Consider the following 10,606-nt stretch of genomic DNA (forward strand, 5'->3'; position numbering starts at 1 on the left):
GCGCAGCGAACACCATGCCTTCCGGCGCGAGCGAAGCGAGCACCATGCCTTCCGGCGCGAGCGCAGCGAACACCATGCCTTCCGGCGCGAGCGAAGCGAGCACCATGCCTTCCGGCGCGAGCGCAGCGAGCACCATGCCTTCGGGCGCGAGGCGCCGCTGCTGCGGATCGTCACGCCGGACACCACGCCCGAGGAGATCGCCGCGATCGTCGCGGTGTTCTCCGCGCTCGGCGGCAGCGCGCCCACACCCGAGCCGCCGCGCTCCGAATGGGCCGACCCCGCACGCGGCCTACGCCGTACCGGCCACTCCCTGACCACCCACGGTCGCGGCGCCTGGCGCGCCAGCGGCCTGCCCCGCTGACCCGCCGCACCGTCTCACCCGGCATTCGTGCTCCGATCTCGGCGAGATCGGAGCAGGAATGCCGGGTGAGACCGAGGATCAGGCGAAGAACACCCGGAGGTCGGCGACCACGTCGTCCGGCACCTCCATCGCCGCGAAGTGCCCGCCGCGTGGGAACTCCGACCAGTGCTCGATGCCCGCGTTGTCGCGCTCGGCGAGCGAGCGGATGGTGCGGAAGTCGTCCCGGAAGACCGCGACGCCGATCCGTCCCTTGCTGACCACCGGCTCGGCGCCGGAGCGCTGCTCCTCGAAGTGGTAGCGCGCGGCCTGGCCGTAGGTGTTGGTCAGCCAGTACAGCGTGGCCTGCGCGAGCACCTGCTCGGGGCGGACCAGGCTGGTGCCGTTGCCGAAGCTCTCGAACAGCTCGCTGTAGGCGAGGACGGCGACCGGCGAGTCGGAAAGGCCGGCCGCGATCGTCTGCGGGCGGGTGGCGTTCATCTGGTTGTAGCCGCCGACGGACTGGAACCACTGCAGGTGCTCGAGCGCGGCGTACTCCTCCGGCCCGAAGCCCTCGAACTCCGCCGGGTCCCCGGACGGGAACGAGAAGAGCTGCAGCACGTGCGCGCCGCGGAAGCCCTCGAGGTCGGCGATGGCGAGCTCGCGGCCGATCATGGCGCCGCCGTCGCTGCCGTGGATGCCGTAGCTGTCGTAGCCGAGCCGTCGCATCAGCACGTCGTACGCCGCCGCGACCCGGCGCATCGTCCAGCCCGCGTCGACCAGCGGGGTCGACCAGCCGAAGCCGGGCATCGACGGGATGACGAGATGGAACGCCTGGTCGGCGGTGCCGCCGTGGGCCTCGGGGTCGACGAGCGGCTCGATCATGTCGAGGAAGTCGAGCTGCGAGCCGGGGTAGGTGTGCGCGAGCAGCAGCGGGGTGGCGTCGGCGTGCTTCGAGCGGACGTGGAGGAAGTGGATCCGCTGGCCGTCGACCTCGGTGACGAAGCCGTCGTAGGCGTTGAGGCGGGCCTCGACGGCGCGCCAGTCGAAGTCCTTCCAGCGCTCGACCATGTCGCGCAGGTAGGACTCGGGGGTGCCGTAGGTCCACGAGTCGCCGGGCGCCGCGGGGGCGAAGCGGGTGCGGTCGAGACGCGCACGGAGGTCGTCGAGGTCGGCCTGCGGGATGTCGATGACGAAGGGGGTGATCTGGCTCATGACACGCACGCTAGGAGCCATACCGGCACGGTTCGTTCCTGTTTACTCGGCCGGATGGCAACGACTTCCGCACGGGTCCTGGAGCTGCTCGGACTGCTCCAGTCCCGCGTCGAGTGGACCGCCCCCGAGCTCGCTACGCGCCTCGGCGTGACGGAGCGGACGGTCCGCAACGACATGTCCCGGCTGCGCGACCTCGGCTACCCGGTCGAGAGCATGCGCGGCCGCACCGGCCACTACCGGCTGGGCGCGGGCGCCAAGCTCCCGCCGCTGCTGCTGGACGACGAGGAGGCGGTCGCCGTCGCCGTCGGGCTGCGGACCCTCACCGGCGTCGCCGGCTTCGAGGAGAGCGGCGGCCGGGCGCTGACCAAGCTGGAGCACGTCCTGCCCGACCGGCTGCGCCGCCGGATCGCCTCGCTGCGCGACGCCACCGCGGCCGGACCGGTCAACACCGACTCCAATGTCGAGGACCCGGAGGTCGACGCGGGCGTCCTGTCCGAGATCGCCGACGCGATCCGCGACCGCCGCGGCCTGCGCGCCTTCCTGCGCCACGACGACGTCGACGAGCGCGTCGAGTTCGAGCCGTACCGGCTGGTGGCGTGGCAGCGCCGGTGGTTCGTGGTCGGGCGGGATCCGCGGACGGACACCTGGACGCCGTACCGCGTCGACTGGCTGACCCTCCGCATCCCCGGCGGCGCCGCCTTCCGGCCCGCGCCGCTGCCCGGCGACCTCACCGAGCTCGTCGTCCGCGAGGTCGCCCGCACCGGCTGGTCGGTCCACGCCCGCCTGGTCATCGACGCGCCCGCCGACGAGGTGCTGGCGCGGATCAACCCCGCCGTCGGCGTCGTCGAGCCGTTGCCCGACGGCCGGTCGGTGCTCGTCACCGGCGGTGACAGCCTCGAGATCGTGGCGGTCTGGATCGGCATGCTCGGCCTCGACTTCACCGTCGAGTCGCCGGCCGCGCTGGTCGACCACCTGCGCGTGCTGGAGCGTCGGTACGCCGGCGCGGTCGCAGGATCGGGCTCCGGCTCCGGCTCCGGCTCCGGCTCCGGCTCCGGCTGACGGTTTGCCCCGACCGCGCACGGGCACGGTGGCCGCGTGACCCATCGCACCGGACGGACCCTCGCGACGACCGCGGTCGCGACCGCCCTGCTCGCCTGCCTGGGCTGCCAGGTCAGCCGCGCGCCGAAGGAGGGCGCCCTCGACGGGCGGCACGGCAACTCGTCGTTCAGCCCGGCCGGCGCCGAGAAGATCGAGCGCACCGGCAGGGCCCACCTGGACTGGAGCACCGGTGTGCTGAGGAAGGCCGACGTCGGCCTGGCCTCCGACGACGAGCCGGCGACCTGGGTCGACGGCGGCGACCGGGACCACCCGATCGCCGTCACCATCGACGCGCCGCGCGGGAGGCTCGCCGTCCGCGCCGACGACATCGCCGTCGAGGACCACCCCGGCGAGCCCGACATCCGCAGCGTCACCCTCCGCCTGCACCCGCGGGACGACGACGCGCTCATCGCCCGGCTGCGGGAGGGGGTCACGTCGTACGGGCTCGACGCGGGGCAGGTCGAGACGTGGGTCGCGTCCTTCGCCGACGACCCGCGGCGCACCTGTACGACGCTCGGCTGGTCGACCGGCCCCGGCACGACCCTGGGCCTCGAGGTCTCCTACACGGTGCAGTGCAAGTGGGACGGACCGGAGCAGATCCGGCTGGTGCTGGTCGACGTCGGCCCGGCGCCCGGCGAATCCGGATGACCTCTGTCGGCCCTCCCGCCTAGGCTCACGGCCATGACGCGACTCGTGGACGCCCGCACCGACCAGTTCGTCGAGGACCTCGCCGCCCTCGACCCGATCACCGCGACCTTCGCCGGCATCGCGGGCCACGACCACGAGCTGCCCGACCTCTCCCCCGACGGCTTCGACGCCACCGAGGAGCTGCACCGCCGCGCGCTCGCCGAGGTGGCCGCGCTCGACGCCGCCGACGAGCGCGAGCAGGTCGCCAAGGACGCCTTCCTCGAGCGGGTCGGGCTGAGTGTCGAGCGTGCCGACGCCGGCGTCGAGCGCAGCGAGTTCTCGGTGATCAGCAGCGCGATCCACGCGGTGCGCGAGGTGTTCGACCTGATGCCGACCGAGACCGACGAGCAGTGGGAGGCGATCGGGCAGCGCCTCGCCGCCGTCCCGGCCGCGCTCGCGGGCTACCGCACCACGCTCACCGAGGAGGCCGCCGCGGGCCGCGTCTCCGCGAAGCGCCAGTACGCCGAGGTGGCCGGGCAGGTGCGCGGCTGGACCGGCCAGGAGGGCGCCGCGGGCGACTACTTCCTCCGCACCGTCGCCGAGGCGCCCGAGCCGCTGCGCGCGAGCCTCGCGCGGGCCGCGGGTGAGGCGTCGGCGGCCTACGCCGAGTTCGGCCGCTTCGTCGAGACCGACCTGCTGCCGCGCGGGCGCGACGTCGACGGCGTCGGGCGCGAGGCCTATGCGCTGGCCTCCCGCTACTTCCTCGGCGCGAGCGTCGACCTCGAGGAGACCTACCGCTGGGGTTGGGAGGAGCTCAAGCGGATCGAGGACGACATGGCGCGCACCGCCGACCGGATCGTGCCCGGCGGCTCGGTGGCCGACGCGGTGGCCGCGCTCGACGCCGACACCCGCCGCGACTGCGGCAGCCGCGAGGCCTTCCAGGCGTGGATGCAGGAGAAGTCCGACACCATCCTCGCCGACTTCGACGGCCTCCACTTCGACATCGCCGAGCCGATCCGCACGCTGCAGTGCAAGGTCGCGCCGGTCAACGACGGCGGCGCCTGGTACACGCCGCCGTCCGAGGACTTCTCCCGCCCCGGCACGATGTGGTTCTCCTTCACCGACGACAACAAGTACTTCTCGACCTGGCGCGAGACGACGACCGTCTTCCACGAGGGCGTGCCGGGCCACCACCTGCAGTGCGCGCAGGTCGTCCACCGTGCCGACCTGCTCAACCGGTGGCAGCGGCTGCTGTGCTGGGTGAGCGGTCACGGCGAGGGCTGGGCGCTCTACGCCGAGCGGCTGATGGACGACCTCGGCTACTTCGCCGACCCGGGCGACCGGCTGGGTTTCCTCGACATGCAGGGCTTCCGCGCGGCACGGGTCGTCGTCGACATCGGCGTCCACCTCGGGCTCACCGTGCCGGCCGACAACCCGTTCGGCTGGCGCCCGGGCGAGACCTGGAACGCCGACCTCGCCTACGAGTTCATGCGCGCCCACTCGCGGATGGACGACGGCTCCCTGCGGTTCGAGGTCAACCGCTATCTCGGCTGGCCCGGGCAGGCGCCGTCCTACAAGGTCGGCGAGCGGATCTGGCTCGAGGCCCGGACGGCGGCGCAGGCGCGCCACGGGTCGGCGTTCGACCTCAAGGCCTTCCACACCGCCGCCCTCGACCTCGGCTCGCTCGGCCTCGACCCGCTGCAGGCCGCGCTGGCCAGGCTCTGAGCCGATGCAGCGGATCGACCGGCAGCAGGCACGGCAGATCGCGGTCCGCGCGCAGCTGCTCGACGCGCAGCGGCCGGCGTCCCTGGTGGCGATGGTCGACCAGCTGACGCTGGTCCAGATCGACCCGACGACGGCGATCGTCCGCAGCGCCGACCTGGTCGCCTGGTCGCGGCTCGGCGACGCCTACGACCCGTCCGACCTGGTGTTCGCGCTCGAGACCGAGCGCTCGCTGACCGAGCACGTCACCTTCATCCGCACCATGGACGACATCGGCATCCACCTCGCCGTCGCCGACGAGTGGCTGCACCCCAGCACCGTCGCCTGGATCGAGGCCAACCCCGGCTACCGCGCCCGCGTCCTCGACCAGCTGCGCGACGAGGGGCCGATCCCCGCGACCGCGCTGCCCAACGACCCCGAGGTGCCCTACGCCTCGACCGGCTGGAATGACGACAAGAACGCCAACCGGATGCTCGAGGTGCTGTGCCTGCGCGGCGAGGTCGCCGTCGCCGGCCGCCAGGGCCGCAGCCGGGTCTGGGACGTCGCCGAGCGCGTCTACCCCGCCGACCTCTACCGCCCCGCTCCCGACGAGGCCCGCCGGCTGCGCGACGAGCGCCGGCTCGCCGCGCTCGGCATCTCCCGCGCCAAGCCGCTGCGCTCGCCGGGCGAGCCGTCCCCGATCGGCGACCTCGGCGTCACTGTCGAGGTCGACGGCATCGCCGGCACCTGGCAGGTCGACCCCGACGCGCTCGCCGCGTCCGAGGCCGTCCCGTTCGAGGGCCGCTGCGCCTTCCTGTCGCCCTTCGACCGGCTGGTCTACGACCGCGACCGGGCGCTCGACCTCTTCGACTTCGAATACGTCCTGGAGATGTACAAGCCCGCCGCCCAACGCCGCTGGGGCTACTTCGCGCTCCCGATCGTCCACGGCGACCGGCTGGTCGGCAAGCTCGACGCGAAGGCCGACCGCAAGGCCGGGGTGCTGCGCGTCAACGCGATCCACGAGGACTTCCCGTGGGAGCCCGAGACCGGCGACGCGGTCGAGGCCGAGCTGACCGCGCTGGGCGACTGGCTCGGGCTCGAGGTGGTCCGCGCCTGAGCGCGCGCCTCAGGAGCCGGCCGGCTGCCGACTCGCGACGTACTCCGCATAGGTGGCGTGCGTCCGGGCGAACGCACTCGGCGCTCCGAGCCAGCCCCGCCGCGAGACGGGCGCCGTCCCGTCGAGGTCGGTGACGCCGTACTCGGCGCCGAGCTCGCTGCTGTAGAAGCAGCCGCCGGTCCGCTCGGCCACCCGCTCGTCGCTCGCCAGGGCGTCGATGATCCGACCGACGAACTCGGGGGTCTCGGCGGGCGGGAAGGTGCCGCCGTCGAGATCCTGCCCGGACGCGAGATGCGCCCGCACCCGCTCGGTGAGCAGCAGTCCGGGCCAGATGCTGAGCGCGGTCACGCCGTACGGGCGCAGCTCCTGGGCCATGTCGAACACCATCTTGTCCGAGCCCGCCTTGCCCGCGCCGTACGGCGGGGTGTGCACGCCGGGCATGTGGGTGCGGGCGCCCGAGGACGAGATGTGGACGATCAGGCCCTCGCGCTGACGGACCATCATCCGCGCCGCGTGGTAGGCCGCGACGTAGTGCGAGCGCAGCCCCACGTCGAGCAGCCGCACCTCGCTGGCGAGCGGCATCTCCCAGAACGGCCGCGCGCCCGGCAGCTCCGGCGGCAGCGCGATCGCGTTGTTGACCAGGATGTCGAGCCGCCCGTGGTCGCGCTCGATCCGCGCGAACAGCTCGGCCACCTGCTCGTCGTCGCCGTGGTCGCAGACGACCGGGATGCCGGTCCCGCCACGCTCGTCGACCTCGGCGGCCGTGGCCGCGACGGTGCCGCCGTAGCCGTCCGCGTCGGCGCCGTCGGCAGCGGTCCGGCCGGTGACGTAGACGGTCGCCCCGGCGGCGAGCCCGTGCGCGATGCCGCGCCCCGCGCCGCGGGAGGCGCCGGTGACCAGGACGACGCGGTCGGATCGCAGTGCCATGTCCGCAGCCTCGCAGCCCGCGGCCCGGGCGGCGCGCGCGCTTCCGGAGGCCGGAACCTCGCGCCCGCCGGCATACTGCCGCGCGGTGTAGGTGGCGCTCGCCCCGCTCCGCGGATCGGTGACGACGATCCGGTGGTCCCGCTCCGACCAGTCGACGTCGAGGCGGGCGCCCGCGTCCGCGGCGAGGAAGGGATAGGCGGCCACGAACCGGACGTCGTTCGGCGTCCCGTCGTGGACCGCGGCGATCTCCAGGTAGGTCCGCTCCGAGTGCACGGGCGTCGCCGGGTAGCGGCTGACCACGACGCAGTAGCCCTGCAGCCCCGACGCGGTCGGGTCCGTCGAGCACTCCTGCCACAGCTCGTCGCGACCGACGCCGTCGAACGCCTTGAGCGCCACCCAGCCCGCCCCCACCACGAGCAGCAGGACGACGGCCGTCGCGACGGACGACAGGAGGGCCACCTTCGGCTTCGACATGCCGGCACCCTGCCCCGCGCTGCCGATCGCCAACCGCCGACGGCTGGCTAGGGTGGCCGGGTGCCGACCTTCGTGCTCGCGTCCGCGTCCCCCGCACGCCTGACGACCCTCCGCAACGCCGGCCTGGACCCGCAGGTGATCGTGTCCGGCGTCGACGAGTCCCAGGTCGTCGGCGTCCCGCCGGCCGAGCTGGCGCTGCGCCTCGCCGAGCTCAAGTGCGCCGCGGTGGCCGCGCGCGACGACGTCCCGGCCGACGGCCTGGTGCTCGGCTGTGACTCGGTGCTCGAGCTCGACGGCGAGGCGCTCGGCAAGCCGCACGACCCCGACGAGGCGGTACGGCGGTGGCAGGCGATGCGCGGCCGGTCCGGTGTGCTGCACACGGGTCACTGCCTGCGCGACGCGGCGGGCGGGCGGCAGGCAGCGGCGACCGCGTCGACCGTCGTCCACTTCGCCGACGTGACCGACGAGGAGATCACGGCCTACGTCGCGACCGGCGAGCCGCTCCACGTCGCCGGCGCGTTCACCGTCGACGGCCTCGGCGGCGGCTTCGTCACCGGCATCGAGGGCGACCACCACAATGTCGTCGGCGTCAGCCTGCCGCTGCTGCGCGGCCTGGTCCGGGAGCTCGGGCACCGATGGACCGATCTCTGGGCGCGCTGACCGCCCTCGCCCTCCTCGCGCTCGCGGTCCCGGGCGCGCACGCCGACGACGCCCCGCTCACCGCCGGTCACCATCGCACGACACTGCCCACGCAGCAGCCGCGGGCCTTCACGTTCGCCCGCACGATCCCGGGCAGCACCCTCCACGTCGCCCTCTGGTACGTCGGCGCGGGCGACTCCAACGGCGAGGGCGTCCGGCTCTCGCTCGGGACGGCGCCCGGCGACGAGCGCTGCGGCACCGGCGCGGTCTTCCGGCCGACGCTCGGCGATCCCGCCCCGCTGCTCTCCACCGACGTCTCGAGCTGGACCGACGTCCTGGATCATCCCTGCGTGACCGCCGACCGGCTGACGGTCACGGTCGACGTGCCCAGCGAGCGGGCCGATCGCGGGCGCGACGCCACGCTGGTCGTCGTCGAGGAGCCGCCCGTGTCGGCGTACTCCTACGACCTGCTGCCCGAGCCGGTCTCGCCGCCGTGGACGCCGCTCACCCCGGCAGCACCCGAGCCGGCCCGCCCCGGCCAGACGTACGACGACGCGCCCGTGCTCGCCGACGGCACCTATGCGCTGACGCTGCGCCCGGGCCGGACGGCGGTCGTCGCCGTACTGCTCGGCTGGGACCAGACCCTGCGCGCGCAGACCGGCGACCCGGCGGTCGACGTCGACATCCGCGGTCCACTGCTCAGCCTCAGCGAGGCGGTCAAGGCGGGCGGGCACGCCCAGTCGCGGGTGGCGTCCTACCGCAACCGCGACTCCTTCGACCCCACCGTCACCGGCGGTCAGCTCGCCGGCACGCACTACGTCCTGCTCCGCCCGCCCGGCGCCGAGAAGGTCCGCACCACGCTGACCCTGGCCACGACCGGCGCGCCCGGCGACGGCGTCCCCAACTATCTCGACGCGCCGACGCCGGCCACTCCCTCCGCGACGAGCACCGGCAGCGAGAACGACGACGGCGATCGCCGGCCGCTGCTGGCCGGGGCGGTCGCCGTCGTGCTCGCGCTCGGGGCGCTGGCGCTGCGGGCTACTCGACGGGCAGGCCGAGACCGCGGGCGATGAGCATCCGCTGGACCTCGGAGGTGCCCTCGCCGATCTCGAGGATCTTGGCGTCGCGGTAGAAGCGCGCGACCGGGTACTCCTCCATGAAGCCGTAGCCGCCGAACACCTGGGTCGCGATCCGGGTCGCGGTGACCGCGGACTCGCTGGTGTAGAGCTTGGCGACCGACGCGGCCTGCTTGAACTCCTTCATCGACGGGCCACCGCCGCCGAGCATGGCGTCCTTCATCGCGGCCGCGCGGTAGGTCAGCAGCCGCGAGGCGTGCAGCATGACCTCGAGATCGGCGATCTGGAAGGCCACGCCCTGCTTGCGGCCGATCGGACCGCCCATGGTGTGCCGGTCGAGCGAGTACTCGACGCACAGGTCGACGCACGCCTGGATCAGGCCGACCGCGAGCGCGGCGATCGCCACCCGGCCGTCGTCGAGGGTGGCGAGGAACTGCGCATAGCCGCGGCCGCGCTCGCCGAGCAGGTTGCCCTCGGGCACCCGGCAGTCGGTGAACGTCAGGGGGTGCGTGTCGGAGATGTGCCAGCCGAGCTTGTCGTACGGCGGCTCGGCCACGAAGCCGGGCGTGCCCGACGGGACGATGATCGTCGAGATCTCGGGCCGGCCCAGGTCGGAGACGCCGGTGCGCGCGGTGACCGTGACGACGGAGGTGATCTCGGAGCCCGAGTTGGTGATGAACTGCTTGGACCCGTTGATGATCCACTCGCCGTTCTCGACCTCGGCCCGGGTCTTGGTCGCGCCCGCGTCGGAGCCCGCGCCGGGCTCGGTCAGGCCGAAGCCGGCGAGCCGCTGGCCGGAGACCAGGTCGGGCAGCCAGGTCGCCTTCTGCTCCTCGCTGCCGTAGGTGAGGATCGGGTTGATGCCCAGGCCCACACCGGCCTCGAGGGTGATGCCCATCGACTGGTCGACGCGGCCGAGCTCCTCGATCGCCAGGCACAGCGAGGTGAACGGGCCGTCCTCGGCGTCGAGCCCGGCGCCGCCGTACTCCTCCGGGGCGGTGAGGCCGAACAGGCCGAGGTCGCCCATCTTCTGGACGACGTCGGTCGGGAAGTGGTGCGCCTTGTCCCACTCCGCCACGTGCGGGCGGATGGTGGCGTCGGCGAAGTCCCGGACGGTACGACGGAACTCCTCGTGCTCACGCGACAGCTCGAACTGGGTCATGCCCTGCATCCTAGGGCACGAGGTTAATGGTTGTTAACCACCAAGGTGAGTCGGATCCTCGTGCCCGGCCCGCGGATGCGACAGAACCCCCACCAAGGCCACGCCCTAGACTGCGCCAGGTTCACGATCGACGTCAGGAGAAATCGGTGCCCGACATCAAGCCGCTGCGCAAGGTCCTCATCGCCAATCGCGGGGAGATCGCGGTGCGGGTGATCCGTGCCGCGAAGGACGCC

At 73.5% G+C, this 10,606-nt stretch carries 11 protein-coding genes; 8 read left to right on the forward strand and 3 right to left on the reverse strand.

The features are described from left to right. A partial coding sequence (locus AB4880_RS10305) for an acyl-CoA carboxylase subunit epsilon (RefSeq protein WP_367919139.1) occupies positions 1-361 on the forward strand: 361 nt, incomplete at its 5' end. A gap of 78 nt (positions 362-439) precedes the next feature. Here the strand turns inward: AB4880_RS10305 and AB4880_RS10310 are convergent. Next, on the reverse strand, positions 440-1,552 hold the full coding sequence (locus AB4880_RS10310) for an epoxide hydrolase family protein (RefSeq protein WP_367919140.1): 1,113 nt from the start codon (positions 1,550-1,552) through the stop codon (positions 440-442). Between the two features lie 54 nt (positions 1,553-1,606). Between AB4880_RS10310 and AB4880_RS10315 the strand changes: the two genes are divergently transcribed. Genes AB4880_RS10315 through AB4880_RS10330 form a run of 4 tightly spaced genes read left to right on the forward strand, consistent with a single transcriptional unit; the run spans position 1,607 to position 6,095 of the window. After that, positions 1,607-2,611 (forward strand): helix-turn-helix transcriptional regulator, encoded by a 1,005-nt coding sequence (locus AB4880_RS10315; RefSeq protein WP_367919141.1) that lies wholly within the window; start codon positions 1,607-1,609, stop codon positions 2,609-2,611. A gap of 36 nt (positions 2,612-2,647) precedes the next feature. After that, positions 2,648-3,298 carry a hypothetical protein gene (locus AB4880_RS10320; RefSeq protein WP_367919142.1) on the forward strand — a complete coding sequence of 217 codons (651 nt, stop codon included), beginning with the start codon at positions 2,648-2,650 and terminating at the stop codon, positions 3,296-3,298. 33 nt (positions 3,299-3,331) lie between these two features. Next, on the forward strand, positions 3,332-5,002 hold the full coding sequence (locus AB4880_RS10325) for a DUF885 domain-containing protein (protein WP_367919143.1): 1,671 nt from the start codon (positions 3,332-3,334) through the stop codon (positions 5,000-5,002). Between the two features lie 4 nt (positions 5,003-5,006). Then, on the forward strand, positions 5,007-6,095 hold the full coding sequence (locus AB4880_RS10330) for a DNA glycosylase AlkZ-like family protein (protein WP_367919144.1): 1,089 nt from the start codon (positions 5,007-5,009) through the stop codon (positions 6,093-6,095). Positions 6,096-6,104: 9 nt separating this feature from the next. Here the strand turns inward: AB4880_RS10330 and AB4880_RS10335 are convergent, their stop codons facing one another. Beyond that, positions 6,105-7,496: an SDR family NAD(P)-dependent oxidoreductase gene (locus tag AB4880_RS10335; RefSeq protein WP_367919145.1), complete on the reverse strand. Its 1,392-nt coding sequence runs from the start codon at positions 7,494-7,496 to the stop codon at positions 6,105-6,107. Between the two features lie 60 nt (positions 7,497-7,556). On the opposite strand from AB4880_RS10335, the gene AB4880_RS10340 reads away from it, so the two are divergent. Continuing rightward, positions 7,557-8,156: a Maf family protein gene (locus AB4880_RS10340; RefSeq protein ID WP_367919146.1), complete on the forward strand. Its 600-nt coding sequence runs from the start codon at positions 7,557-7,559 to the stop codon at positions 8,154-8,156. Next, on the forward strand, positions 8,132-9,208 hold the full coding sequence (locus AB4880_RS10345; RefSeq protein WP_367919147.1) for a hypothetical protein: 1,077 nt from the start codon (positions 8,132-8,134) through the stop codon (positions 9,206-9,208). Before AB4880_RS10340 ends, AB4880_RS10345 begins: the two co-directional genes overlap by 25 nt. Here AB4880_RS10345 and AB4880_RS10350 read toward each other — a convergent pair. Further along, entirely contained in the window at positions 9,174-10,373 is a 1,200-nt protein-coding gene (locus tag AB4880_RS10350) for an acyl-CoA dehydrogenase family protein (RefSeq protein ID WP_367919148.1), read from the reverse strand. The genes AB4880_RS10345 and AB4880_RS10350 overlap by 35 nt on opposite strands. A 146-nt stretch (positions 10,374-10,519) precedes the next feature. On the opposite strand from AB4880_RS10350, the gene AB4880_RS26095 reads away from it, so the two are divergent. Continuing rightward, the coding region (locus AB4880_RS26095; RefSeq protein ID WP_437440500.1) for a biotin carboxylase N-terminal domain-containing protein at positions 10,520-10,606 on the forward strand (87 nt) is incomplete at its 3' end.

The organism is Nocardioides ginsengisoli (assembly GCF_039537225.1).
Lineage (GTDB): Bacteria > Actinomycetota > Actinomycetes > Propionibacteriales > Nocardioidaceae > Nocardioides > Nocardioides ginsengisoli.

Excerpts from the sequence above, each read along its gene's own strand:
- AB4880_RS10315 (WP_367919141.1), top strand. The coding sequence starts at position 1,607 with ATGGCAACGACTTCCGCACGGGTCCTGGAGCTGCTCGGACTGCTCCAG.
- AB4880_RS10345 (WP_367919147.1), top strand. The coding sequence starts at position 8,132 with ATGGACCGATCTCTGGGCGCGCTGACCGCCCTCGCCCTCCTCGCGCTC.
- AB4880_RS10330 (WP_367919144.1), top strand. The coding sequence starts at position 5,007 with ATGCAGCGGATCGACCGGCAGCAGGCACGGCAGATCGCGGTCCGCGCG.
- AB4880_RS10350 (WP_367919148.1), bottom strand. The coding sequence starts at position 10,373 with ATGACCCAGTTCGAGCTGTCGCGTGAGCACGAGGAGTTCCGTCGTACC.
- AB4880_RS10310 (WP_367919140.1), bottom strand. The coding sequence starts at position 1,552 with ATGAGCCAGATCACCCCCTTCGTCATCGACATCCCGCAGGCCGACCTC.
- AB4880_RS10335 (WP_367919145.1), bottom strand. The coding sequence starts at position 7,496 with ATGTCGAAGCCGAAGGTGGCCCTCCTGTCGTCCGTCGCGACGGCCGTC.
- AB4880_RS10325 (WP_367919143.1), top strand. The coding sequence starts at position 3,332 with ATGACGCGACTCGTGGACGCCCGCACCGACCAGTTCGTCGAGGACCTC.